The organism is Neotabrizicola paludis, assembly GCF_044142105.1.
In the GTDB taxonomy this organism is placed as follows: Bacteria; Pseudomonadota; Alphaproteobacteria; order Rhodobacterales; family Rhodobacteraceae; genus Pseudogemmobacter.
This window is the reverse complement of the sequence record NZ_JBGTYM010000004.1, coordinates 1-23,373: the sequence shown is the minus strand read 5'-3', so window position 1 is coordinate 23,373 and position 23,373 is coordinate 1. Positions and strand designations below refer to the sequence as shown.

Sequence of the window (23,373 nt, the reverse complement as noted above, 5' to 3'; positions counted from 1 at the left end):
CCTAACCATGGCAAGAGCCCCGAAAGCTTCCGCCGCTGCCGCCGCCGGCGCGGGCAAGATCACCCAAGTCATCGGCGCCGTCGTCGACGTGCAGTTCGACGGCGCGCTGCCGGCGATTCTGAACGCGCTGGAAACCACCAACAACGGCAAGCGCCTGGTCATGGAAGTGGCGCAGCACCTGGGCGAGAACACCGTCCGCTGCATCGCCATGGATGCGACCGAAGGTCTTGTCCGCGGCACCGCCTGCACCGATCTTGGCGCGCCGATCTCGGTTCCGGTGGGCGACGCGACGCTGGGCCGCATCCTGAACGTCATCGGCGAGCCGGTGGACGAAAAAGGCCCGGTCGATGCCAAGGAAACCCGCGCCATCCACCAGCCCGCCCCGGAATTCAGCGAGCAGGCCACGGAATCGCAGATCCTGATCACCGGCATCAAGGTCATCGACCTGCTGGCTCCCTATTCCAAGGGCGGCAAGATCGGCCTGTTCGGCGGCGCCGGCGTGGGCAAGACGGTTCTGATCATGGAACTGATCAACAACATCGCCAAGGTGCACTCGGGCTATTCGGTCTTCGCCGGCGTGGGCGAGCGGACGCGGGAAGGCAACGACCTCTATCACGAGATGATCGAGTCGGGCGTTATCAAGGTTGATGACCTGTCGGCGTCGAAAGTGGCCCTTGTCTATGGCCAGATGAACGAGCCTCCGGGGGCGCGTGCCCGCGTGGCGCTGACCGGCCTGACCCTGGCCGAGCAGTTCCGCGACATGTCGGGGACCGACGTTCTGTTCTTCGTCGACAACATCTTCCGCTTCACCCAGGCGGGTTCGGAAGTGTCGGCGCTTCTGGGCCGTATTCCTTCGGCCGTGGGCTACCAACCGACGCTGGCGACCGATATGGGCGCGCTGCAGGAACGCATCACCTCGACCAAGAAGGGCTCGATCACCTCGGTCCAGGCCATCTACGTTCCGGCCGACGACCTGACCGACCCGGCGCCTGCCACCTCCTTCGCTCACCTCGACGCCACGACCACCCTGTCGCGCGCCATCTCGGAGCTGGGCATCTATCCGGCGGTTGACCCGCTCGACTCGACCTCGCGTCTGATGGACCCGCAGATCGTCGGCGAAGAGCATTACTCGGTCGCCCGTTCGGTGCAGGGCATTCTTCAGCGCTACAAGTCGCTGCAGGACATCATCGCCATCCTTGGCATGGACGAACTGTCGGAAGAGGACAAGCTGACCGTGGCCCGCGCCCGGAAGATCCAGCGTTTCCTGTCGCAGCCTTTCGACGTGGCCAAGGTCTTCACCGGCTCGGACGGTGTGCAGGTTCCGCTGGAAAAGACCATCGCCTCGTTCAAGGCCGTAGTTGCCGGTGAATATGACCACCTGCCGGAAGCTGCCTTCTACATGGTCGGCGACATCGAAGAAGTGAAAGCCAAGGCTGCCAAGCTCGCCGCGGCTGCGGCGTAAGGGGGCTTAAATGGCAGGAAATCTGCAATTCGATCTGGTCAGCCCCGAGCGGAGGCTGGCCTCCGCCCAGGCGACCGAGGTGCAGATCCCCGGGGCCGCGGGCGACATGACGGCGATGGAGGGGCATGCGCCTACCATCACCACCCTGCGTCCTGGCGTGCTCAGGGTTCTGTCGGCAGATGGCGCCAAGGCCTATGTCGTTACCGGCGGTTTCGCCGAGATCAGCGCCTCCAGCGTCTCGGTCCTGGCCGAACGTGCGGTGCCGGTCGAGGAACTGACCCCGGCGCTTCTAGACCAGTTGATCGCCGATGCCTCCGAGGCAACGGCGGTGGCGCTGGACAAGGACGCCGCCGACAAGGCCATGGCCGACCTTCTGGCGATGAAGGCCGCTGTCGCGGTCTGATCCGCCCGGGAAACGCTTTCGCGAAGGCCCTGCCAACCGGCGGGGCCTTTGCATTTTCTCGTCCCAGAGTTGTCTTTTTCGCGCGATACTAGCGCGGAAAAGCGGAGTTATCGAAACATGCGGCGGTTCGGATCATCCATCGGTGTCCAGCAGGGCTCCCGCGTGCTGTTTTCCGATTTCGCCGATGGCGGGCAGATGTGGACCGGGCAGGGAGAGCGGGAAAGCCGCTTTCTGGTCAGCTTTCGCGAGGCTTTCACCGATCTGCCGGTTGTGACTTTGGGCCTGTCGATGTGGGACATTGACCACAAGACCAATTCCCGCGTCGATCTTCAGGCCGAGAATGTTACCACCAAGGGCTTTCACATCGTTTTTCGGACCTGGGGCGACAGCCGCATCGCCCGCGTCCGCGCCGACTGGACCGCGATCGGTCCGGTCCGCGATGACGACGATTGGGATGTCGCCTGACACGACAGGCGATTGGCATGCGCAACCCTTACCAAAGGGTTAATGGATCAGAGTTAAGTGATTGATTATGCTTGTTCTTGGGGATGTCCCGCCGTGGGACATCGCACCGCAAGCCCGCCCTGGCCCGGTCACACCCCGGAATACATGCCTTCATAGATCGGCATCAGGGTCTCGTCCTCGAACAGCGACGAGACGGACATGCCGCCCCAGATGTTCAGGATCGCCTGGGCGAACATCGGCGCGGTCGGCACCACGCGAATATTCGGCGCAGCCAGAACCTTGTCGCTTTGCTGGATGGAATCGGTGATCACCAGCGATTTCATCACCGAATTCGTGACCCGTTCGACCGCCGGGCCCGACAGCACACCATGGGTGATATAGGAATGCACTTCCTTGGCACCCTGCTCCATCAGCACCTCGGCCGCCTTGCACAGCGTCCCCGCCGTGTCGCAGATGTCATCGACGATGATGCAGGTCTTGCCCGTCACATTGCCGATGACGGTCATCTCGGCCACTTCGCCGGCCTTCTCGCGGCGCTTGTCGACGATGGACAGCGGGGCATTGATCCGCTTGGCCAGTTCCCGCGCACGGGCAACGCCGCCCACATCCGGCGACACGATCATCAGCTCGTCCAGCCGGCCCTTGAAATGGTGGCGAATGTCCAGGCTGAACACCGGCGCGGCATAAAGGTTGTCGACCGGCATGTCGAAGAAGCCCTGGATCTGCGCGGCGTGCAGGTCCAGCGTCAGCACACGGTCCACACCGGCCTCGGAGATCAGGTTCGCCACCAGCTTGGCCGAGATCGGCGTGCGCGCCTTGGCGCGGCGATCCTGGCGGGCATAGCCGAAATAGGGGATCACGGCGGTGATCCGGCTGGCCGAGGAACGGCGCAGCGCATCGACCATGATCAGAAGTTCCATCAGGTTGTCATTGGCCGGATTCGAGGTCGGCTGGATGATATACATGTCCTCGCCGCGGACGTTCTCGAACACCTCAACGAAGATCTCTTGATCGTTGAAGCGCTCGACCCGTGCATCGACCAGGCTGATCGACATGCCGCGATGCATCGACATCCGGCGGGCGATCGACTTTGCCAGAGGCAGGTTCGCATTGCCGGAAATCAGCTTTGGCTCGGTGATGGCGGGCATGGGGGCTCCGATGGCAGCGGATTCGGTTGCGGCGGGGCATAGCACCCGCGCGCAGGAAGGCAAAGGGGAAGCGGTACCGGGGCAAGGCCCTGTTTCAGCCAAACTGCCCCCGGAGGCCTGTGGCGGCGCTATGCGGGCGCTGTCGGCGGCCAAGCGGACAGCGTGATCCGCGCCAGCAAGGGACGTTCCCTCTTGGAGACGGCAAAAGGACAGTGGCCATCCTCCTGCCCCAACGCCAAGAACGTGAGACAAGGCCCGTTCCTCGCCACTCGACGCTCAGGACAAGCACAGCTTTCGCTGGCTGACGGCCTTGCCGTTCATGTTGCGCGCGTGGTGAGCGGTTCCGCCGAGCGGTTTTGCCGATTTCTAGCCAGAAACGGCGCCATCCAGCGTCAAGAACCGCTTGTAGCGCGAAGAAGCCCGTAGATAGGTTGATCGCATGCGGCTGAAACAAAGGAGAAAAATGGTGCTGCAAGAGAGGATTGAAATTTCACCGATTTTTCCGGGAACATCTGTATAGCATTGATATTGAAGGGATAACTTCGCTATCGCAGAAGACATGGGTACAGGCGATGGGTACGGACATGGGTACAGAGTGCGACCCGAATCGCCTGCTGACGCAGGCCGGAGAAAGCGGAAGAGAGGTGGCTCTCGCCACCCCTCGTTTCACCTAGTCAGGGAAGTTCTCTAGATCGTGTCGGCAACTGCTACACGTGTGTTGCAGGTCCCCAGCTTCGAAGTCCCACGCTTCGGACACGGGTATTCTCTCCCCACAGAGTTCGCATTTTTGGTCGCAGTACGGGTCATAGACCTTCGTCTTGAATACCCACTCCTGCTTGTCGCTCAGACTATCCCGACCTTTGTCGATGACCTGCTTGGTTATTCCGAGTTCGGGCTGGTCTTTCACTGTCTCAGTGTCGATTAATGTTTTTAGATGGTCGGCGAGGTCTTTCTGTTCTCTCTCGCGTTCCGCCTGTTCATAAACTCCGCTCATTCAAATTCCTTCCTTGTTATGATACGCAGTGACGCCCCGGGTAATTCCGAGACGCCCCAAAGGCAGCCGTCTTGGTGGCATCCATCGGGACTCGCTTAGATGGGTATTCCGAGGGCCTTTTTCAAGACCTTACAGAGAGTATTTTTCTGCATGGCCGAAGAGTAGCAGACCGGGGCGGACTACTGGCCTTGGCCTGCGTTAGCAGGCAGCCTGCGCTCCGGTCGGAAGGTCAGCCCGTCCGCAGACACGATCACAGGAATCCCTGCCGCGAAGTACGCGCGGAGAAGCTCCACTTTCGCTTCAAGCTCGGCTTCGTATTCTCCGAGTGGGTGGCGGTGTCCCGTTCCCTTCATAGCATCATTCATTCTGCTTTACTGCGGCCTGTCCGGCCCTCGCCGTGTCCGACGCGACTTACTTGCGTGACCGGCGGAAGCTGTCCGCGGCGCGCGTGCTGATGTGGATCGTCCGGGGGCGTTGATGATGGTTCCACCACCCCTTCCGTCAAGTCTGACGTTTCCAATGGAGTATTGGGCCTGAAAGCGGACATTGACGAATGGCTGGTCGCGCGCAACGTTGAGGCGGTCAAGATGCTCGTTAGCCGCAACAGCACGAGTGTAGAGCAAGCAAGGTTCACATGGGCACAGAAATCAATCTAAGGATTTGCGGAATCTCGCTGTCTTACTCTAAGAATCATATGGGCATAGATTTCGGGCACCTGTTTCAGGACGGCGATCTTACCCGCCGCAGAATGGAGGAGATCAATTACGACTACTATGCCAGTAATCCCGAAGAGATCGCGGATCTTGAGGTTTCGGAAATGGTGTTCGCAAGGACGCTTGGAAGGATGGTTCCTCGCCTAGAACTCTTGAACCACTCGTTGGCTTCCGCACGAATGGAGTATGAAGCAGTTCTCGCGGAAGAGGCACAAATGGCGCTGTCTGGCGATCCATCTGAATTGACCTCATTCCTTACATTCGAAGAGTTCTGCGCGCTCGCCTGCCGCTATCCGCTCAATGAGTTGAAGGACGATTACGTCGAGTACCAAACACTGGATCGGGGAAAGGTAGCGCAGGGTCGCTTCGCTGCAGATGCTGAAGAATTTGCTCGGATACCGGGCAATCGATTCAATGATCAGTATTACTCGGAAAAGAGTTATCTTTCGTCAAACCTCTGCATCTTGAGTGCGGAATCGATGCTGCGGGTTTTCGCGCTCAATCCTGCAAACCTCGACGCCGAAGTGGTTTGGGAGTTCGGTCCTCTTGCTCGTAACGGTTGGGCCAGCATTGATGACTTCAGGCCGGGCGCGCGACGTGTGCAGAAGGTGTTAGTCGCGACTGAAGGGGCGTCGGACTCGCGTGTTATCAAGCGGGCCCTCGAAATCCTGCGGCCCGACGTCGCTGATTTCTTCAACTATGTTGACTTAGACGAGCGGCATCATTTCTGGGGAGCGAGCAACCTCGTAAAGTTCGCCGAAGGGCTCTTGCGTATCGACATTCAGAACAAGGTTCTCTTCGTGTTCGACAACGACGCGGAAGGAATGGACGCCTTTCGGAAACTGGGCAAGTTAAGCCTTCCGGCAAACATTCGCTCGATGCTGCTGCCGAACCTCGAAGTGTTTCGCAGCTTTGCCGCGCGAGGTCCTGAGGGAGTAAGCAAGGCTGACATCAACGGACGCGCCGCGGCAATTGAGTGTTATCTTGATCTCGACCTTCCGAACGTTGGAGCTGCACAAGTTCTTTGGAGCAACTACAAGAAAGACATCGACGCATGGCACGGTGCCTTGGAGTTTAAGGAATCCTATCAGCACCACTTCTTCAGCCAGAGCGATGAGGCGCTCCGCGACGGGCCGTATGATTCGGCAAAGCTTAGTATACTGCTCGACACGCTCATCGAGGAAGCCGGGAACGTCTCATTCACAGTCTGATATCAGCAAAGCCTCATACATCATACCCGAGCAATATCTTCGGGTGAATGTCCGCCTGAAGTTCTCTGAACTCAAGTCGGCCTTAGTAAAATCCCCCAAGGCAGAATTTCGTCGCTACCGCAACAAACGGCAGCTAGGTCTCCACCGTTGACCCTCGTCATCCGGGGTGGAGCCTTCTGTTAGGTGAGGAACGCCGGCTCACCACTCCACAAGTCCGATCTTTGTGTCCAGTGACATGCATACATTCTCGTCAGCCCAATCGGTTATGGGGAGTGGGCGAGGATTCTTGCCTTGGGCTCGACGCGGTAGCCGCAGTCTGTCTGGATGCCACTTACCCTCGCCTCAAGAAGGTTTTCCTAACGGGCCGGGGTGGCTCGGTGTCAGTCGGGAATATCAGGGCCGGGGGTTTGAGAAACTGGGGCGAGAGTAGAGGAGAAACCCTCGTCCAATCGACCGCCTGAGTTGGGAATTTTAACCCCGTTCGGTTGAATTACCTATAAATTGGCACGAGCGGCTATCCGCCTATGCAGCTCTATTTGGAAAAATCTGGAAAAAAATGGAGGCCAGATTCAAATTCTGGAATGGGGGGTGGGGCCACGACAAGAAATACTTAACAAAGCAACTATAGCAACGCGGAAAATCGGCTTGAAGCCGAAAGTTGCATAGTGGGAGGGGGAAAGTTGCTGCAACGACTCTCGACTGCTACTGCCCGCTTTCGATGGCCCCACCGCTAACCCCGTCACGGGTCCCCAACCCATATTTTGTGCCGGACACCCGCAAACGCGGGCATTAACCACAGCCCATAGCTCCTCGCTCGCCTGACTGTCCTAGGGTTGGGCTTGGCCTTACCCTGCCAGCCGGGACAGCACGTTGCATACGCTGCTAGCGTGCCAGCGCCCGCCCCGCGCCGTCTTGATCCCACGGCGGTTCAGTTCCTCTGCCATGCCAGAAAGCGTCGTGATCCCAGAGGCTTGGACGTCTTGCAGCACGTCTGAGAGGTCATGGGCGCGCGCAAGCGCGGCTTGCTGTTTGGCCAGACAGGATGCGCTGTTGCCCTTGCCTGCGGCTCTGAGGGCGGCGGCACCGTTCGGGTTGCCAAAGGTCCGCCCCCGTGCCTTAGCCGCACCCATAGCTGCACGGGTGCGAGCACCGATCATCCGGGACTCAGCCTCGGCAATGACGGCCATGATACCGACTGTCAGGGCGTTCGCTTCCGGCATGTCGCAGGCTACGAAGTCCACGTTAGAGTCTTGTAAAGACAGGAGAAAAGCGGCGTTCCGGGACAGTCGGTCAAGCTTGGCTATCACCAGCTTGGACCCGGTCACACGGGCCAGACGAAGGGCCTTGTCGAGTTCGGGGCGGTCATTGTTCCGGCCCGACTCCACCTCGGTAAAAGCGCCCGTGATGGCGGCATTCTGCCGGGCCGCGTAAGCGGCGATATCGGCCTTCTGTGCCTCAAGGCCTAGGCCAGAGCGCCCCTGCCGGTCGGTCGATACGCGGATGTAGGAAACGATCTTCACAGTGGCCCTTTTGCACAGTCGCCTTTGCGACCCTAGGCCACTTTGTAACACGCCCCAAGCATGATTCGCGAGTCTAAACAAGGGGTTAAGCGAGATTTCGAGGGGCGGCCCGCGTACCATTGGGGTACTGCAACACCCCCACCGGAATGACAACCTTGGGCGATGCGGGGCGACCTGCAGGGTTAGAATTCGTAAGACGCACCTAGCAGACCCGTCAACCGTTTGCTTAGCTCGCGGCGCATTGCGATCAGCCCTTCACCGTTATTCAGGTACTGCAGATAGCGATGGTGGCGGAGATCGAAGGGGACGTCACCGGCATTCTGGGTGATGGGGATAACTGTCTTGTTCCACGCGTGCGCAATACCAAGCTCGTAGAAGACGTTTTCATTACGTCCGGTTAAGTCGCACACGACAACAGCCGCGTGATTAATCAATTCCAGAATGTCGCTGATTACGGTGGAATGGGTCCACACTTCATCCGCTCGCTTGGCGGGAAGGGGGGTATCTGCACAGGCTCCTTTGATGGCTTCGTACACCGGTCCAAAGGATGGCTGAAAGGGCATCATTACCGCGATGATGTCATTGCGGGGTGTGATGTATTGATAGCCGAGAACAGACTTCGAAGCTGAGAAGGCAGCCGTTTGTGTCACGATGTGCGCCTGTTCGGGGAAAGTTGTTGAGACGTAGGCTTGTACCTTCTCCAACGATCCGTCCTTCTTCGACTCCATTGCTCCCAGCATCTCTAGAACGTTTCCGGCGTAGTCGGGGTCGTTCCAGCTAAGACTCCGCAGGAGTCTGTCGTGCGTCCTTATGTAGTTCGACCATCCGGTCAGAATGCCGACTTCAAGGAAGTTCTCCTTGCTGAAGGTCCTTACAATGACGTCCTTTAACTGAAGAATGGTCGGTGGTTCAGGTGTCGCGGGCAACAATTCGTGATCCATCCCAGCAATGAAGGCCAGTCGTCGAACTGACTGAATGAATGAAACATTATCTCTTTCCTTCACAAACGTCACTATGTCGCCCTTAGCGTGGCAGCCAAAACAGTAGTAGAATCCTTTTCGGTCATCGACGTGGAAGCCCGTACCGGTATCGTCGTGAAATGGACAGGCGGCCCAGTAGTCGCCCTTTGACATGTTGCTCTTGCGAAGGTCCCACTTTGTCGACCGGCCAACAACTTCTGAAAGTGGGATGGCGGTCCGAAGGCGGTCAAGGAACCCCTTCGGTATGAGCTCTTTTTGCGGCTGGTTCAATCGTGCGGCCTCCACCTCTTCCACAGCGTCCATGAGTTCAATTTCCTCCCGGTCCCCCGGCCAATCGGGATCGAGAGTGAGTCCGTGTCCGCCATCAGTTTCTACATAGATGCCATTGTGCCCACCGGCTGCAAACGCTGAATCGGCTATTGCCCGCCGCAAGTCGTCGTGCCACTTCCCATCTCGAACGGTGACAGAGTAGGTCGACCCGGCCTTGGAGTCACACCACATGCTTTCGACTCGGGATGAAAGCGGTCCTAAGCCGTCTATGATCTCACGCATCTTGGCGATCTCGTGAGCTAGCTCGTGTCGACTGGATAGCTCAACACCCTTGTACATTTCTGAAGACATTGGATCGCTTTTCCTGACAGGTCCGTCAGTCTACGTTGCTATGACCGGGGCGCAAGGTGACAGGGCGGCATCATGATCAAGCTTATCGGCTGGTGTGTCGTCTTGACGTGGGTTGCGGGGTTCGTGGCGCTGCTCGGGGGCATGCGATAGCCCGGAAAGCGGGTGAGCTAGAGCTTGTGGATTCCGTTTGGACGAAAGGGGAACATCTGCTAGATTTCGTGGTAGGGCAATCTACGGAGTTCTCAAATGGCACGGAATATCAAGCAAACCTCGGACAAGATGGCTTCGCGTGCCGCGAGGACCCTCATGAACCCGAAAGCATCGGCGACTGCAAAGAGCCTAGCAGGCTCGGCGCTGTCTCAAGCGAAGGCGGGCAGGCAGACTGGCGCTCGGATGGAAGACCGGGCTTCGCAGGTCCTTTCGAGTGCCAAGTATGGCGCGCGTACCAAGGCCTTGGCCGGTTCGGTTCTGTCGCAGGCGAACAAGGCCCGCTGACGCGGGCCGACTCCCTGCAGTCAAACAGAGTGTTTCTCAACCCAAGCTTCGGCCTCTTCACGGGTCGAGAAGCCGATCTCGGAACTCGTGTGCGGCATCTCATGACCTTCAACCATGATAAGCGCGTAAATGTCGAAATAGGACGTTTCTTGCCCATCAGGCCTGCGAATGTTCGTCTCTTGGATAAAGAACTTGCCGGGCATGTTGATCCTCGCGATGTGTCGGACTGTACGGAGATGGTGGCCCGGATATCAGATGGCAAGGGTTGGACCGCGTCAGCGGTCAGTGCAGTTATTCGCCAACTGCACTCGCAACTGCACTGCCGTTTTTCCCTTGTTTTGTTGGGCGAGATGGCCCCGCAGTGCAGTAGTGCAGTTGTTTCGCCACCTCCAGAGGATAGGAAAATGACCCTCCCCCTAGGGGGTGGGGGTGATTTCTATTGTGAGCATGGTCGCCATATCAACTGCACTACTGCACTAAATCGAATTAAGGTATTGGAGTAGAAAGAGAAAGTTCAGTGCAGTTCCAGTGCAGTTCGCGAAAAACTGCACTGATCCGCCCTACAACTGAACTGAAATTCCGCCCCATCCGGGGCATGTCGCCAAGAAACTTGGGGCAGCGCGGCTTTCCAGCTCACGCTACCCGCCGCCTTCTCTCTCGCGAAGGGTAGGCGCACAGTTCGTCAAAGCCGTTTAGATCGATGACATTCGTTTCCGTGTCTTTCCGGGCAGCCGACCGGCGGGCGGCATCAATTTCGCACTCGGCAAGGTTCTGCGCTGCCTTCAAGTCGTTGCTGTTGAACTGGGGCCAGTTTTTGCGGATGACCTCGCTGACACGGGCGCGTTCGATGGTGGACGCCCCGGCGACATGTAGGTGAGCGAAGATCATGACCAAGCCGCGATCAGTGGGCGCGACAACGCGCAATCGCCCGTCCACATCGCGCTTGTTCAGTTGAGTAGAGATAGCCTCCGCGTCAAGTCCTTTGGCCTTGCGGATGTTCTCAATATCCCGACCGGATAACCGCTTTCGCAGGGTCGCAGCGCCATTCCCCATGCGGACCTTGCCTAGCGAAGGCAGGGGCGTTCCATCGTCTATGGAGGGCGTTTCAATGTCAAAGGCAGTCGCGTCAGTCATTCAGTCTTCTCTTTCTTGGGCCGGGCCATTTCGGCCTTGGTAATCAGGTATTCGTGCCAGAAATCCGGCGGCAGCTTCACTAAGGTCGCGCCGCATCCGGGTTCCGCCGTGGTCCAGTGCAAGGCTTCCCACCGCGCTCCGATCAGTTTCGCGGCATAGCTGGCGAGGTCTTGCGAGCCGTAGGTGCGGGCAAGCTCTCGACCTGAGAACCGATGCGGGGCCGTCTGAGGGTCGAGTTGGTCATCAAGCGCCAGCGAGGCCTCTAGGGCGTCTGCCAACAGGAGGGGGCAGGTTCCCACCAGTTCCGCGAACGCTGCCCGCTGACGCGGGGCACGGCCCTCTGCATGTCCCTGCCCGACGCCCAAAGCGTTGGCACAGGCCACATGCAGGCGGGACAGTTCAAGCCGGGTTAGTTTCATGCGTGGTCAGCGTCTCTGCCGTCTCGGCAACGCGCCGCGCCAGCTTGGCGACGTGGTCGAAGGCAGCTTGCTCCGCCCTCTCCACCATTTCGGCGGAGAGGGTCAGGATTTCGGTTTCTGCACGTTCGCGGGCGGTGAGGTCGATCGGGTTCATGCTACAGCCTCCTCGGAAGGCATTTCGAGCAACTGGACGTTGTGGGCTGGCTCCGGAAGCTGAGCCAACCGGGCAAGCTCTTCGGCATAGATTGCGATGGTGGGGCATCCCACGGAACCGAACCCAAGACGCTTAAAGCCGTCCTGTATGCCCTCAATCAGTTTCATTGCAGCGTCTCTACGCATGCCGCCCACCTTGGCGGCTGCAATCTCAGCATTCTCCCACGTGACTTCGTTCCAGAAGGCTTCGTGCTGAGCTTCGTTCATGTCGTCGTAATCCATTTTCGCTCCTTTCGTTGGTTGTCCGAATCCTCTCTCACACTCGGATGAGATTCGTCAAGTACTTCATTTTAAAGGATTTTTTTGGCTTGAAGCTGAATTTTAGGCTTCTATCCGGTGCCTTTCGGCTTGAAGCTTAAATGTCGAAAAGGCTGGACTGTGTGGCACCATCGGCCCATCGGGCGGGGCAGCGAACAACCGCCCCGGCGGCCACCAGAGCCGCTATTTCAGCTTCAAGCCGAATGGCCTCTTCGTCATGGTCTGACGAGTCCCACGTCGCCCTTACTGCCATCGCTCTGGCCCATCTCCGGCCCTCTCTCTGGCGGTGTTCTTCGCGTTCCCGGCGGTTCATGCCTTGGCCATGGCCCATAGGACGCCAGCCGGGTCTAGCGCGTGGATGATTGCCGCGAACCTGTCGCGAAGGGTGTTCAACCCGACTCCGCGCTCTTCCTTTCCCAGCGGGAGGGGCGCGCGGCGTTCGTATGTGTACCCGGTCTTGTCCAGCTTGAAGCCGCATTCAAACGCGACAAGGTGAGCGATCCGGGGCAGGCCGCAACAGACCTTGCGCCAGTCGTCCGCGTCCATGAACAAAGGACAGGTGGCCAGCGCGATATGCTCTTTAAGCAGACCCGAAAGCTCCGCCACAACGGACGCTTCCACGGTCGAATAGGTGTCAGAATTGGCCTTCTGGGCCATTTTGGTCTTCCTTGCATTGGGAGGGGGTGGCGGACCGTTACCGGCCCGCCTGTGCTTTGAGCACTGCGCCTATCCGGCGCTACCAGCGGCCCCGCCGCTGATCTCTATGGGCCACCAGCGCGGCCCACAGGCTTAGGTATTGCGGCCCACGGCCCGGTCATGCGCCTGCATGGCGCTAGATTGTGGTATAGGGCGGCAGAGCCTGAGCAATTCGAAATACTGGGCTTGGCTGATCACCACGCCGGGCCAGACGGTCCTACAGTTACCAGACGCGTCCGGGCGGGCTACGAATCTGGACACGGCCCCGCCACCATCACGGATTTTCTCAGCCATCTCGCGTAGGTTCACGACGCCACCCCGCGACTTTCAGGCCAGCCGCCTAGCTCCACTGCGACCGCTGGTAGATCGTTCTGGCTGATGGGGTAGGTAGCGCCATCGGGGGCCACAAAAGCCCACTTGTTGCGGATGAAGTTATACTTGAACGAGTCCAGCCAACACCCTGAAAGACGGCGACAAATGGCGACGATCTCGGCAACGGACAGAACGGGTTTAGGTGTATCCATCACGCGAGTCCAATCTCTCGCGCCATTGCGAGTCTTGAGGCCGGGTGGCTGATCCCGCGAAGCATCTTCAGCGCCGCCGCCTCTTCCTCGGCGGTCATCTGGCGCTTGGTCTGGGCAGACTCGACGGCCTGCCGCTGCGATTCAAGCTCCCTGCCCAGTGACAACCGGCGGGCGGGCGACATGGCCGCAATGGTCTGGTGCGTCTCTGAGCTTCCGTCCGCGAGAGCCGCTTTCAGGTCGCGATTCCGAACCTGATCGGGCACGAGTCTGCGGACTTCGTCCATGGCCCGGTCATCAAGACCAAGGTCTGTCAGGGTATCCGTTCAAATGGGCGCATCCGATCACCCGGGTTCTGAGCCCGTGGAAATTCGTCAAGGCAGACCCAGCCTATACCGTGCGCAAGTCGCGCAGGACGCCGCGCGGCAGCGGCATCCGGGGCATCTCGATCAGCTTCACGGTGATGTCCTGGGCGGGCAGCTTCGGTCCGACATATGTGCTGCAGGAAGGCGTCGACGACGTGCTGCAGGAACAGGCCGACCGCATCCTGGAAAGCGAGGGCTTTGCCTTCAATGGCTAGGGATATCACCGCGCCGGTCCGGGCAGACCTGAATGCTTCGGCCAGCCCCAATATCCTTCTCGCCTTCCTGACCATCGATCATGCGTCCCTGCCCGAACCGATCAGGGTGGTCTGCGACCCGATCGATTTCATGGTGGGGTCGGATCTCTATGTGGGCTGCCCCTTCGAGTTCAAGCTGCTGAACGACGACGAAGCGCCGCCCACGACGCAGATCAGGGTGCAGAATGTCGATCGCCGCATCGGCAACACGCTGCTGTCGATCACCGGCCGCGCCTCGCTGGCCCTGGAGGTCCGCAGCTCGGCCGACTTCGACCTGTCCGTTGTGCCGCGCATGCCGACCGTCCCGGTGCCGACGGTGCTGTACGGCTTCCGCTTCTTCAGCCTCATCGATGTCACCGGCACGCCGCTGGACATCACCGGCACGCTGATGCTGCGGGATTACACTCAAGAGCCCTGGCCCAGCCGCCGGGCCACGCAAGCACGCTGCCCGGGCCTGTTCAGGTGAGCTGGGCGTCTGAGTTCGTCGGCATGCCCTTCGTGGATGGAGGGCGGGGGCCAGCGGCATATGATTGCTGGGGGCTGGTGCGCGCGGTCTATGCGGCGCGCCTGGGCATCGATCTGCCATCCTATGGCGAGATCAGCGCCCGCGACCTGGTCCGCGTGGCACGGGCGATGCGCGGCGGCCAGGATGACGGCTGGCGCGCGGTCGAGGACCCGTCCGAGCTGGACGTTGTCCTGATGCGGCCGACCAGCGGCGGCGACATCACCTCGCATGTCGGGGTCTTTCTGGCAGGCGGGCAGGTGCTGCACACCGAGCCAGCCACCGGGTCCCTGATCATGCCTGTCAATCACATGTACCTGTCCGGCCGGATCAGGGGCTATCGGAGGCTCGCATCTTGAGAATAGCCGCGACCTACCGCGAACCCTTCAGTTTCACCCCGCGCGTACGTCACCTGGAGGCCGGGGCGAACCTTGCCGAGATGCGCCGTCTGATGCCCGGCCTGCCCGGGGATTTCGACAGCCATGGCGTGATCTGCCTGAACGGCTTTGAAGTGCCGCGGGAAAGTTGGCCCCTGGTCAGGCCCCGCGCGCCTGCGGTGACCGAGATCACCTTTCACTATCCGCCGCGCGGCGGGGGCGACGATTCCGGCAAGAACATCCTCGCCACGATCGCGAGCATCGGCCTGACGATCCTGACCGCGGGCATTGCCAGCGGGGGCTGGGCTGCCGCTTGGGGTTTTTCGGCGGGCTCCGCTTCTGCCTATGCGCTGGCGGCCGGGGTGTCGCTGGTGGGATCGATGCTGCTGTCTTCGCTGATCGCGCCACCCGTGCCGCGCAAGCAGCAGAAGAATGATGATGCCGGCAATGCCTCGGCCTCGGGGAATGTGCTGCAGGTCAATGCGGCGATCCCGCGGGTGATCGGTCAGCGCAAGGTTTTCCCGCCGCTCGCCTCGGAACCATTCGTCTATTTCGACGGGCCGGATGAGATCGTGGAGGCGGCCTATGTCCTGGCCGGGCCCCACCAGATCAGCAATATCCGTGTCGGCGCCGCGCCGATCGACAGCATGCGGGACGTGCAGTTCGAGGTACGCGAGGGCTGGCCGGGCGATCCGGTGATCGATCTTCTGACCCGCCAGGCGCGCAGCGAAAACTTGCGGGCAGAACTGCGCGGCCATGTGCTGAGCGATGCCGACAACAAGACGCTGGAACCTGTCGAAGGTGGCTATGCTCTCGCCGTGCCGCAGCCGCAGCTCATGTCGACGCGCGACCGGCCCGACGAACACCAGATCCAGATCGCCTTCCCGCAGGGCCTGGGCAACACCGCCAATGCCAATGTGCGTCTGCGGGTGCCGGTGCGGCTGCGCCTGCGCCAGGTCGGCTCGTCGACCTGGATCAACCTGCCCGAGCTGCAATTCCAGGGCGGGCGGATTGGCCAGATGCGCGGCACGATCAAGCTGGTCTGGACGTCGGATGTCGGCATCGCGCCGGCCGCGTCGACCGGTGAGGGCTGGGCAGAGGCGCGCTATCGCAGCCCGGGCCAGAGTGCGGTCCCGGCGCAGCCTGACTATGTGGCGAACAGCTATTTCTATGCCGGGTCCGGCGACGAATATATGGACAGCAACACCCTGGGCAGCACTGGGCTGCGCCGGATCGCGCTGGACCGCTATACCGCTGAGCTGCGGCTTGACCCCGCCGTCTTCCCGATCGGCCGGTACGAGATCGAGATGGTGCGCGGCTGTTCCTTCCGGAAATCCGACTATGCGCCCGCGACCTATGCCTATGGCGGTTCGGTATGGGATTTCTTCGGGTTCCGCGGCGCAACGCCAGAGATCGCCATGTCGACCGAGAATGTCGCAGATGCGCTCTACATCCTGCGCTCGGCCAGCATCTGGAACGAGCATCCGCTTCCATCGCGCGACCTGGCTGTTGTTGCCGTGCGCGCCCGCAATCGGGCGGTCGAAAATGTGTCCTGCCTGGCCGGTGGGTGGGTCAAGGACTGGGATGGCGCTGCCTGGGTGACCTGGACGGTCACCGGCAATCCGGCGCCGCATCTGCGCGACATCTTCGCCGGGGCGGAGAATGCCGATCCGATTCCTGCGGCGCTGATCGATGAGGCCGGGCTGGTCGCGTTTCGCCAGCGCTGCATCACCATGGGCTACAGCTGCAACGCCATCATGGAAGACCAGACGGTCGACGACGCGGCCCGCATCGTCTCCTCCTGCGGCTATGCCCGGCCCTACATGTCCGACACCTGGGGCGTGATCATGGACCGCGATACCTCGGCCGATCCGGTCATGCAGATCTTTACACCGCGCAACATGAACAACTTCAAGTGGACCCGGGGCTTCCCTGCGCTGCCGGACGGCTTCCGGGTCAACTTCCCGGACGCCAGCCGGGACTATGAACTGCATCAGATCAGCGTCTTCCGGCCCGGCTTTTCCGATGACAGCGGAAAGATGGAACAGGTCACCTATGAAGGCCTGGTGACTGAAGCGGAGGCGCGGGCCAAGGCGCGCTATGACATGGCGCAGCCCGAGTTCCGCGGGACGTTCTTCAGCTGGGATGCGGCAGCCGAGAGCATCATGTGCCGCAAGGGCAGCCTTGTCGGGGTCGCGCACAACACCTTTTCGGAATGGTCTGGGGCCGCGCGCATCATCAGCGCGGTCATCACGGGCGGGCTGATCACAGCGCTTACGCTGGACCAGAGTCTGCCGCTCGATGACTATCCCTTCCTGGACGATATCGCGAATCTGTCGGCCGAGGACAACCTGTCGGTCGCCGGTCTTGAGGTCGGGATCGGCATTCGGCGCGACACAGGCGTGACGCTGCATTTCGGCGCGGCGGTCGCTGGCAATGTCGTGACCTTTTCGCCGGGGATCGATCCCGACGGGATCGAAGAAGACACGCTCGTCGTTTGCGGCCCTGTCTCCCAGGAGTTCAAGCGCCTGATCGTGACCGGGATCGTGCCCGCCAGCCAATTCACCGCGACCATCACGGCCGTGGACGAAGCCCCCCAACTCTGGAGCTGAAATGACGAACCGGAACACGTTCAACGGCGCGTCCGTTGATGTCCCGTGGAAGAACACGGGGTCGCAGCCCGAGGGCATGGGGGATCAATACGCAAGACACATCAAGAACCTCTACGACAATTCGGCGCTGAAGCTGACGGGTGTCGGTGGCACCGGCAACGTCGTCACCGCGACCCTGGACCCGGTTTTGTCGGCGGGCCTGACAGATGGCATGAAGTTCACGATCACATGGGCGGCGACGAATACCGGCGCCGTGACCCTGGCGATCAACGGCGGCGCGGCCGTCTCGGTCCGCGATGAGACAGGCGCCGCGCTGGTCGCCGGAATGCTGGTCACCGGAACGCGGAGCCTGATCGAGTATATCGGCGGGCAGTTCCGCGTTCTGACCGGCCTGGCGGACACGTCGTCCGATCCGGCGCGCTACTGGCTGTTCACTGCCAGCGGAACTTGGACCAAGCCCAGCGGACTTGACCCAGACACGATGGTCACTGTTGAAGCCTGGGGCGCGGGGGGTGGCGGAACTAGTGGTGCTGGTGCTGGCGGCGGTGGAGGCGGCGCATACACCATCAAGCGGTTCCGCCTGGGAGACCTGCCGTCGAGCGTCGCGGTGACGATCGGTGCTGGTGGCTTGCCCAGTGGGGCAACAGGAACGGCGGGCGGAAACACTTCGTTCGGGTCATTGCTGACGGCCTACGGTGGTGGTGCGGGCAACGCTGGCAATGGTGGTGGGGGCGGAGGTGAAGGCGCGGCTGGCAATCTCACTGTTGCTGGTCTGGGGGGCGGCGGGGGCGGTGTTGGGTCACCAAACCCAGGCAGCAACGCACTCTACAGCAATGGCGGCGGTGGCGGTGGTTCATCGAGCGGCGCTGGCGGATCGTCTATCAGAGGTGGGGGCGGCGGTGCGGGAACTGGCGGCGGCGTCGGTGGCGCGAGCGTCCACGGTGGCAACGGCGGCGCTCCTGCGGTCGCGGGTTCGGCACCGGGCGGTGGTGGCGGGCGAAACGCAGCAGGTGCCCGTGGTGAAATGCGGATCTGGATTTAAGGGGACAGGGGCATGGCCGACAGAAAGATGAGCGAGTTCGAGGAACTGACCGCGAGCGGTCTGGCTGAGGCTGATTTCCTGCCCGTGCTTGACGCCAGCGCTGGCGCGACAGCCGGAGGCAACAAGAAGATCAGCCTCGCGAGCCTGAAGGCCTTCCTTCAGACCAATCTTATCCCCTGGATCACGGCCAACAGATGGGTCACGGAATCCCGGATCGACACTGGCGCGGTCAGTCTGCGGACGCTTTCGGGCCAGGTGCTGGAGAAGCTGCAGGAGGCAGGGATCAAGGGCCTCTGGTCGGCGGCTTCGGGGTCGTTCCCTTCTGGTGCGGTTGCGGGCGACCAGTACATCGTGACGGTCGCGGGCACGGTTGGCGGACAGGCCTTCACGGTCGGGGACACACTGCTTGCCTTGGTCAACAGCCCATCGACGGCGGTCTATGCGGCCAACTGGCTCAGGGTCACGCGCTTGGTCATCGACCGAGGAAGCAACCCCAACGGCGACTATGTGAAGTTCTCCGATGGCACGATGATCTGCCAAAGCCCCTTTCTCGTTTCCACGGGGGTGACGACAGCCGTCGGGTCGACCTTCTACTCCGACGCGATCACCTGGACATTCCCCGCGCCGTTTCTCACAGGCTCCCCGCCCGTGGTGAAACCCGGGAACTGCAATGATGCTCGCTGCTGGGAGGTCATCTCTGGCGTGACCGTTGCACAGGCGTCGGTGCGGATCATGGCGCCGCTCAGCATCGCGACAGCGGTCCAGGGGCGCGCGTCGGCCGAGGGTCGCTGGTTCTGAGGTGGGATGATGAGACTTGCGCAGGTCGAAAACGGCATCGTCGTCAACGTGATCGAGGTCGAGCCGGAAAATGTGCCCGACTGGGCGGCGGGCTGGCCAGAGGTCGAGATGGCCGGGCCAGGCTGGATCGTCGAAGGCGGGAATGCCGTCCCGCCTGCCGCAGATCCAGCTGCAGCCCTTGCTGAGGCGCGGGTTGCGGCCATGGACAGGCTGACGGGGACGATAGCGACTGCGCGGGTTCGGTTGATCACCGATCTGCCCGGCCAGGACATGATCTATCTCGCCAAGGAGGCAGAGGCGCGGGCCTGGGTGAACGCTGTCGCGCCGGACCTTGCAGACTATCCGCTCCTCGCCGCCGAGATCGGGATCACGGCGCCAGATGCTGATCAGCTGGCGCAGCTCTGGCTCAACATGGCGGCGCTCTGGCGAGCCGCTGCGGCCCAGCTCGAGGCGCTGCGCCTGTCGACGCAGGCGGCCATCGCGTCTGCCGCATCACCCGAAGAGATCGACGCGATTATGGAGCCCGTCTGATGCCGGAGGATCAGACCCGTGTCAGGCGGCGCGGCGTAACCCGGGATGAGTTCGATCGGCTGGCAATTGCGGTCAACGACTTGCAGCGTCAGATCGAGGCAGACCGGGCGGCGCGTATCGAGATGGATCGACGGATCGACGCCGATCGCGACCTGCGCCGCGAAACGCACGACCGGGTTGAAAAGATGTTCGGCGCGTTGATGGAGACATCGCCGGGCCAGACGATGAGCCTGCTGGACCGCATGGCCAGCGCCACCATCGATATCGAAAGCGGCCAGAGGGTGGCACATCTGATCATCAAGATGGCCGGTCTGCTGACCGCGCTCGGCGGCATTGTCGGCGCTGCTTATGTCGCGTTCAGGTTTGGGTCCGGTCCGAAGCCCTGATCAGGCGCCGGTCAACTGATGCCGCGCCGCCATGGCGAGGAAGGAAGACCGGGTCATGCCACGTTCTTTGGCCGTGGTGTCGATCGCGTGCAGCAGGCCGCGCTCCAGCGTGATGTTGACCCGTTCAACCGCTGTATCGGCCGGGACATAGGGTACGCGCAACAGCACCGCCCCGGCCGCCAGCGCTTCGGTGATATCGCTGCGCTGGCGGAGCTGTTCAAGAGAGGCGGGGGCCACGTCCTGGGCATCCTCGAACCACAGATCGAGGGCTTCGGTCACGGCGGCAGGAATGCCATCCCAATCGTCGGCAGCGGCGAAGCAGCCGGGAAGATCCGGGAAGGTCAGGCCATAGGCGCTGTTTTCGTCCTGATGGACGAGGGCGGTGTAGAAACGCATGTGCAAATCCTTTGCGGCAGCGAGTTGGCAGGAGAAGCCCGGCCTGTTGGTAGATGTTCCTGACGGTTCCTAGTGGCAGGTCTTTCTTCGGGTGGGGGAGGATAACTGTCCTGTTTCCCTTCCGAAGCTTGAGGTGTGATCCGCGCTTGGACACTTCCTCGAACCCTGCGTCTTTCAGAACCTTCAGGAGCTTTCTTGAGTTGGTTTCCAGCTCCATCGCTCCTCCTTTCTGAGTATCTTTATACACACTCACGCCAAGCTGTGCAACAGGAAAACACACTATAGTGTGTACTTCGTCCATCCGCCCCGCCATCGCGCGGGGCTTTTTCATGGGGGTGTCCAGATGGACCCGAACGAACAGATCCTTGAGGCGGCCGGTCGCTATGTCGGTCTGGACGAATGGCCCGGCGCGAAGTCCAACCCGGAGGTGGAGGCGCTTTTCACCGCCGCAGGCTACCCGGGCATGACGGATGATATCCCGTGGTGCGCGGCCTTCGTGGGTGCCGTGCTGGCCGAGGTCGGGCTGGTGCCGTCAGGCTCGCTCATGGCGCGGTCCTATGCGACCTGGGGCCGCAAGGTTTCGCTGGCAGAGGCCATGCCCGGCGACGTCGTGGTCTTTCCGCGCGGCGCACCGCCCTCGGGCCATGTCGCCTTTCTGGTGGGGTTCAATGGCGATCGGGTGATCGTTCGGGGCGGCAACCAGGGCAACAAGGTCTCGGACAAGCTCTATCCCGCCGCGTCGATCCTGGCGATCCGTCGCGCCGATCCTTCGACCGCTTCAGGCCGGGCGGCGATACGCCACGGCGACCGCGGTGCGATGGTTCTGGACTTGCAGGATCAGCTCGCGCGCCTCGGATATTTCGCCGGGAAGAAGGACGGCATTTTCGGTGACCTGACGCGCGGGGCGGTGCTGGCCTTCCAGGCTGATCATTCTCTCGATGCGGACGGAATCGTGGGCAATCGCACCTGGGCGGCGCTGGTCGATGCGAAGCCCAAGCCCAAGCGCGATGTCTCGGCCGATGATCTGCGCAAGCGCGGCAGCGAGACGATCAAGGCCAGCGATGGGATCGACGTGGCGGCGGGCGCGGCGGCCGTGACCACGGCCTTGCCCGCAGTGCGGGACGCGGTCGACCAGGCGAACGGCATCCTGCCCGTGCTGACGGCGCTGTTGCGCGATCATTGGCCCGCCCTCCTTGTGCTGGCGCTTTTGGGCGGCGCGGTGATCCTGTCGCGTCGCATCCGGCTGGCCCGGGTCGAGGCGGCCCGCTCTGGCGCGGACCTGTCGAAATGAGTGGCTTCATCATGATCGACGTGCGGGGGCGGCGGATCGAATCCCTGACCCTTGGGAGATTACAGATCGATGCTCCGCGCTGGCTGGCCACTTGGGACGGAGTCAAGGTCAAGCTTCCGCGAGCGCCTATGCTGCTGGTCTACCACTTGGCCTGCCGCCCGGGCTTGATTCGGTCGCGAGATGCGCTGTTCGCTGCCATCGTCACCAAGGCCACTGCCAATCCCAACCGCACCATCGATTCCTGTGTCAAACGTGCGCGCAGGGCCTTCGAGGAAGTCGATCCGAATTTCAACCAGATCGATGCGGTCTATACGATCGGCTATCGCTGGAGGCTGGAATGATGGGCGCCCTCCGCAGGACGCTCTATGCCGCCGGCGCCGCGCTCCTGGCGCTGGCCCTGGCCTTCCACCTCGGGCAGCGGCGGGCCCGCGCCCGCCAGCGCGCGGCCGAGGATGCCGCCTATCGCAAAACCAGAGAGAGGATCGACCATGCGCCTGTTTCTCGCGGCGATGCCGCTGATGATGCTGCCTGGCTGCGCGAGCGTGCAGCCCGCGGCGGTCTGTGATGCAACGGCGGGCGATCGAGCGCGGCTCGCTGCCGCGCTGGTAACGGACGGCGGCCCTGCCAGCATGGCGGCCGGCCGCACCCTGATTTCCCGGCTCGATGCCGGTTGCAACCAACCCTGAAAGGATCAATCCATGGCCTTCCAATTCTCGACCGCCGTGCGCAACGCCTGGCTTGACGCCATCGAGGCCGCGATCGGCACCAGCGTGACGCTGGAAATCCGCACGGGTGCCGCCCCGGCCAACTGTGCCGCCGCCGATTCCGGCACGGTCCTCGCGACCATCACGCTGCCCGCCGACTGGATGGCGGCGGCTGCGGCCGGCGCCAAAGCGATGCAGGGCATCTGGCAGGATGCCAGCGCCGACGCCTCGGGCACGGCGGGGCATTTCCGCATCAAGGTGGGCGGCACCTGTCACATCCAGGGCAGCTGCTCGGGCATCGGCGGTGGTGGTGACATGATCATCGACAACCCGGCGCTGGTCGCGACGCAGCAGTTCAACCTGACCAGCTTCGGCCTCACCGCTGGGGGTGCCTGATGGGCCTTTCCCGCTTTCCCGCAGTGATGGACGCCGCCGTCGCGGCGGTGCTCCAGACGGCCGAGGCCATGCGCTATGTCCGCGATGCGCAGGGCGATCTGATGTGGTCTTCTCTCGACGACATCCAGACCGGCCTGCGCCGGGCGAAACAGACGACCTATGCGACCTTCGCCGAGGCGGCCAAGCAGCCCGTCGCGGCCGAGGCGCATATGGCGAGCCTGGGCGGCCCGGAGACCATTGCCGACTACCAGGTCAAGGCCGCGGGCGTCGAGCAGGCCGCCGCAGTCTGGAATGCCTGGCTGGCAGGCTATCTGGTCACCCTGCCGCCTTCGGTGCTGATCGGCATGGTGGTCTATTCGACGGACGGCATCGAGACCAAACACATCGAACGCCCGGCCTTCATCCCCGGCGCCCTTGCTGCACCGCTGCGCGCCTCGGCCGAGCTGGCCGCGCTGATCGCGGCCTT

At 61.9% G+C, this 23,373-nt stretch carries 30 protein-coding genes and 2 pseudogenes; 18 read left to right on the top strand and 14 right to left on the bottom strand.

What is annotated here, in order from left to right; all coding sequences use genetic code 11:
• The first annotated feature begins 7 nt into the window (after nucleotides 1-7).
• From atpD to ACED67_RS10495, 3 genes are all read left to right on the top strand, one after another.
• A complete protein-coding gene (gene atpD, locus ACED67_RS10505) occupies nucleotides 8-1,462 on the top strand; it encodes a F0F1 ATP synthase subunit beta (protein ID WP_395541554.1) in 1,455 nt (484 codons plus the stop codon).
• A gap of 10 nt (nucleotides 1,463-1,472) precedes the next feature.
• The gene (locus tag ACED67_RS10500) at nucleotides 1,473-1,865 is read left to right on the top strand and encodes a F0F1 ATP synthase subunit epsilon (RefSeq protein ID WP_395541553.1); all 393 of its coding nucleotides are present in this window, start codon (nucleotides 1,473-1,475) and stop codon (nucleotides 1,863-1,865) included.
• 117 nt (nucleotides 1,866-1,982) lie between these two features.
• Nucleotides 1,983-2,330 carry an H-type lectin domain-containing protein gene (locus ACED67_RS10495; RefSeq protein WP_395541552.1) on the top strand — a complete coding sequence of 116 codons (348 nt, stop codon included), beginning with the start codon at nucleotides 1,983-1,985 and terminating at the stop codon, nucleotides 2,328-2,330.
• A gap of 128 nt (nucleotides 2,331-2,458) precedes the next feature.
• Here the strand turns inward: ACED67_RS10495 and ACED67_RS10490 are convergent, their stop codons facing one another.
• Nucleotides 2,459-3,478, bottom strand: a complete 1,020-nt coding sequence (locus tag ACED67_RS10490) for a ribose-phosphate pyrophosphokinase (RefSeq protein WP_395541551.1) — start codon at nucleotides 3,476-3,478, stop codon at nucleotides 2,459-2,461.
• A gap of 670 nt (nucleotides 3,479-4,148) precedes the next feature.
• Nucleotides 4,149-4,472, bottom strand: a complete 324-nt coding sequence (locus ACED67_RS10485) for a hypothetical protein (protein ID WP_395541550.1) — start codon at nucleotides 4,470-4,472, stop codon at nucleotides 4,149-4,151.
• 634 nt (nucleotides 4,473-5,106) lie between these two features.
• Between ACED67_RS10485 and ACED67_RS10480 the strand changes: the two genes are divergently transcribed.
• Entirely contained in the window at nucleotides 5,107-6,396 is a 1,290-nt protein-coding gene (locus ACED67_RS10480; RefSeq protein WP_395541549.1) for a HEPN/Toprim-associated domain-containing protein, read from the top strand.
• A gap of 845 nt (nucleotides 6,397-7,241) precedes the next feature.
• Here ACED67_RS10480 and ACED67_RS10475 read toward each other — a convergent pair.
• The 3 genes and pseudogenes from ACED67_RS10475 to ACED67_RS10465 all read right to left on the bottom strand — a co-directional run.
• Nucleotides 7,242-7,916 carry a recombinase family protein gene (locus tag ACED67_RS10475; RefSeq protein ID WP_395541548.1) on the bottom strand — a complete coding sequence of 225 codons (675 nt, stop codon included), beginning with the start codon at nucleotides 7,914-7,916 and terminating at the stop codon, nucleotides 7,242-7,244.
• Between the two features lie 182 nt (nucleotides 7,917-8,098).
• Nucleotides 8,099-8,857 (bottom strand): hypothetical protein, encoded by a 759-nt coding sequence (locus ACED67_RS10470; RefSeq protein ID WP_395541863.1) that lies wholly within the window; start codon nucleotides 8,855-8,857, stop codon nucleotides 8,099-8,101.
• Nucleotides 8,855-9,199 (bottom strand): annotated as a pseudogene (locus tag ACED67_RS10465) (CHC2 zinc finger domain-containing protein); the annotation flags it as partial. The pseudogene ACED67_RS10465 and the gene ACED67_RS10470, both read right to left, overlap by 3 nt.
• A gap of 564 nt (nucleotides 9,200-9,763) precedes the next feature.
• On the opposite strand from ACED67_RS10465, the gene ACED67_RS10460 reads away from it, so the two are divergent.
• Nucleotides 9,764-10,012 (top strand): hypothetical protein, encoded by a 249-nt coding sequence (locus ACED67_RS10460; RefSeq protein WP_395541547.1) that lies wholly within the window; start codon nucleotides 9,764-9,766, stop codon nucleotides 10,010-10,012.
• A gap of 20 nt (nucleotides 10,013-10,032) precedes the next feature.
• On the opposite strand, the gene ACED67_RS10455 is transcribed toward ACED67_RS10460, so the two are convergent.
• The 7 genes from ACED67_RS10455 to ACED67_RS10425 all read right to left on the bottom strand — a co-directional run bounded on the left by ACED67_RS10455 (nucleotide 10,033) and on the right by ACED67_RS10425 (nucleotide 13,540).
• Nucleotides 10,033-10,215, bottom strand: a complete 183-nt coding sequence (locus tag ACED67_RS10455) for a hypothetical protein (RefSeq protein WP_395541546.1) — start codon at nucleotides 10,213-10,215, stop codon at nucleotides 10,033-10,035.
• 430 nt (nucleotides 10,216-10,645) lie between these two features.
• Nucleotides 10,646-11,146, bottom strand: coding sequence for a hypothetical protein (locus tag ACED67_RS10450; protein WP_395541545.1), 501 nt, complete (start codon nucleotides 11,144-11,146; stop codon nucleotides 10,646-10,648).
• Entirely contained in the window at nucleotides 11,143-11,565 is a 423-nt protein-coding gene (locus tag ACED67_RS10445; protein WP_395541544.1) for a hypothetical protein, read from the bottom strand. The genes ACED67_RS10450 and ACED67_RS10445 overlap by 4 nt, the downstream gene beginning before the upstream one ends.
• Nucleotides 11,546-11,719 carry a hypothetical protein gene (locus ACED67_RS10440; RefSeq protein WP_395541543.1) on the bottom strand — a complete coding sequence of 58 codons (174 nt, stop codon included), beginning with the start codon at nucleotides 11,717-11,719 and terminating at the stop codon, nucleotides 11,546-11,548. The genes ACED67_RS10445 and ACED67_RS10440 overlap by 20 nt, the downstream gene beginning before the upstream one ends.
• A complete protein-coding gene (locus ACED67_RS10435) occupies nucleotides 11,716-12,000 on the bottom strand; it encodes a hypothetical protein (RefSeq protein ID WP_395541542.1) in 285 nt (94 codons plus the stop codon). Before ACED67_RS10435 ends, ACED67_RS10440 begins: the two co-directional genes overlap by 4 nt.
• A gap of 345 nt (nucleotides 12,001-12,345) precedes the next feature.
• Nucleotides 12,346-12,693, bottom strand: coding sequence for a hypothetical protein (locus ACED67_RS10430; protein WP_395541541.1), 348 nt, complete (start codon nucleotides 12,691-12,693; stop codon nucleotides 12,346-12,348).
• Nucleotides 12,694-13,255: 562 nt separating this feature from the next.
• Entirely contained in the window at nucleotides 13,256-13,540 is a 285-nt protein-coding gene (locus ACED67_RS10425; RefSeq protein ID WP_395541540.1) for a hypothetical protein, read from the bottom strand.
• A gap of 110 nt (nucleotides 13,541-13,650) precedes the next feature.
• On the opposite strand from ACED67_RS10425, the gene ACED67_RS10420 reads away from it, so the two are divergent.
• Genes ACED67_RS10420 through ACED67_RS10385 form a run of 8 tightly spaced genes read left to right on the top strand, consistent with a single transcriptional unit; the run spans nucleotide 13,651 to nucleotide 20,120 of the window.
• On the top strand, nucleotides 13,651-13,833 hold the full coding sequence (locus tag ACED67_RS10420) for a hypothetical protein (RefSeq protein WP_395541539.1): 183 nt from the start codon (nucleotides 13,651-13,653) through the stop codon (nucleotides 13,831-13,833).
• Entirely contained in the window at nucleotides 13,826-14,338 is a 513-nt protein-coding gene (locus tag ACED67_RS10415; RefSeq protein WP_395541538.1) for a DUF1833 family protein, read from the top strand. Before ACED67_RS10420 ends, ACED67_RS10415 begins: the two co-directional genes overlap by 8 nt.
• Nucleotides 14,335-14,733: a C40 family peptidase gene (locus tag ACED67_RS10410; protein WP_395541537.1), complete on the top strand. Its 399-nt coding sequence runs from the start codon at nucleotides 14,335-14,337 to the stop codon at nucleotides 14,731-14,733. Before ACED67_RS10415 ends, ACED67_RS10410 begins: the two co-directional genes overlap by 4 nt.
• Nucleotides 14,730-17,363 (top strand): phage tail protein, encoded by a 2,634-nt coding sequence (locus ACED67_RS10405; RefSeq protein WP_395541536.1) that lies wholly within the window; start codon nucleotides 14,730-14,732, stop codon nucleotides 17,361-17,363. The genes ACED67_RS10410 and ACED67_RS10405 overlap by 4 nt, the downstream gene beginning before the upstream one ends.
• Nucleotide 17,364: 1 nt before the next feature.
• Complete coding sequence (locus tag ACED67_RS10400; RefSeq protein ID WP_395541535.1) at nucleotides 17,365-18,405, top strand: glycine-rich domain-containing protein; 1,041 nt, start codon at nucleotides 17,365-17,367, stop codon at nucleotides 18,403-18,405.
• 12 nt (nucleotides 18,406-18,417) lie between these two features.
• The gene (locus ACED67_RS10395; RefSeq protein ID WP_395541534.1) at nucleotides 18,418-19,203 is read left to right on the top strand and encodes a hypothetical protein; all 786 of its coding nucleotides are present in this window, start codon (nucleotides 18,418-18,420) and stop codon (nucleotides 19,201-19,203) included.
• A gap of 9 nt (nucleotides 19,204-19,212) precedes the next feature.
• A complete protein-coding gene (locus ACED67_RS10390) occupies nucleotides 19,213-19,734 on the top strand; it encodes a hypothetical protein (protein ID WP_395541533.1) in 522 nt (173 codons plus the stop codon).
• Entirely contained in the window at nucleotides 19,734-20,120 is a 387-nt protein-coding gene (locus ACED67_RS10385) for a hypothetical protein (protein ID WP_395541532.1), read from the top strand. The genes ACED67_RS10390 and ACED67_RS10385 overlap by 1 nt, the downstream gene beginning before the upstream one ends.
• On the opposite strand, the gene ACED67_RS10380 is transcribed toward ACED67_RS10385, so the two are convergent.
• Both ACED67_RS10380 and ACED67_RS10375 read right to left on the bottom strand, forming a co-directional pair.
• Nucleotides 20,121-20,516, bottom strand: coding sequence for a type II toxin-antitoxin system HicB family antitoxin (locus tag ACED67_RS10380; protein ID WP_395541531.1), 396 nt, complete (start codon nucleotides 20,514-20,516; stop codon nucleotides 20,121-20,123).
• Nucleotides 20,517-20,562: 46 nt separating this feature from the next.
• A pseudogene (locus ACED67_RS10375) lies at nucleotides 20,563-20,733 on the bottom strand (type II toxin-antitoxin system HicA family toxin); the annotation flags it as partial.
• A 126-nt stretch (nucleotides 20,734-20,859) separates the two neighbouring features.
• On the opposite strand from ACED67_RS10375, the gene ACED67_RS10370 reads away from it, so the two are divergent.
• The 5 genes from ACED67_RS10370 to ACED67_RS10350 form a co-directional block, all read left to right on the top strand.
• The gene (locus ACED67_RS10370) at nucleotides 20,860-21,807 is read left to right on the top strand and encodes a C40 family peptidase (RefSeq protein ID WP_395541530.1); all 948 of its coding nucleotides are present in this window, start codon (nucleotides 20,860-20,862) and stop codon (nucleotides 21,805-21,807) included.
• Nucleotides 21,804-22,148 carry a winged helix-turn-helix domain-containing protein gene (locus tag ACED67_RS10365; RefSeq protein ID WP_395541529.1) on the top strand — a complete coding sequence of 115 codons (345 nt, stop codon included), beginning with the start codon at nucleotides 21,804-21,806 and terminating at the stop codon, nucleotides 22,146-22,148. Before ACED67_RS10370 ends, ACED67_RS10365 begins: the two co-directional genes overlap by 4 nt.
• Entirely contained in the window at nucleotides 22,145-22,372 is a 228-nt protein-coding gene (locus ACED67_RS10360; RefSeq protein WP_395541528.1) for a hypothetical protein, read from the top strand. Before ACED67_RS10365 ends, ACED67_RS10360 begins: the two co-directional genes overlap by 4 nt.
• A gap of 133 nt (nucleotides 22,373-22,505) precedes the next feature.
• Nucleotides 22,506-22,907 (top strand): hypothetical protein, encoded by a 402-nt coding sequence (locus ACED67_RS10355; RefSeq protein ID WP_395541527.1) that lies wholly within the window; start codon nucleotides 22,506-22,508, stop codon nucleotides 22,905-22,907.
• Nucleotides 22,907-23,373: hypothetical protein (locus tag ACED67_RS10350; protein WP_395541526.1), on the top strand; the 467-nt coding region annotated here is incomplete at its 3' end. The genes ACED67_RS10355 and ACED67_RS10350, both read left to right, overlap by 1 nt.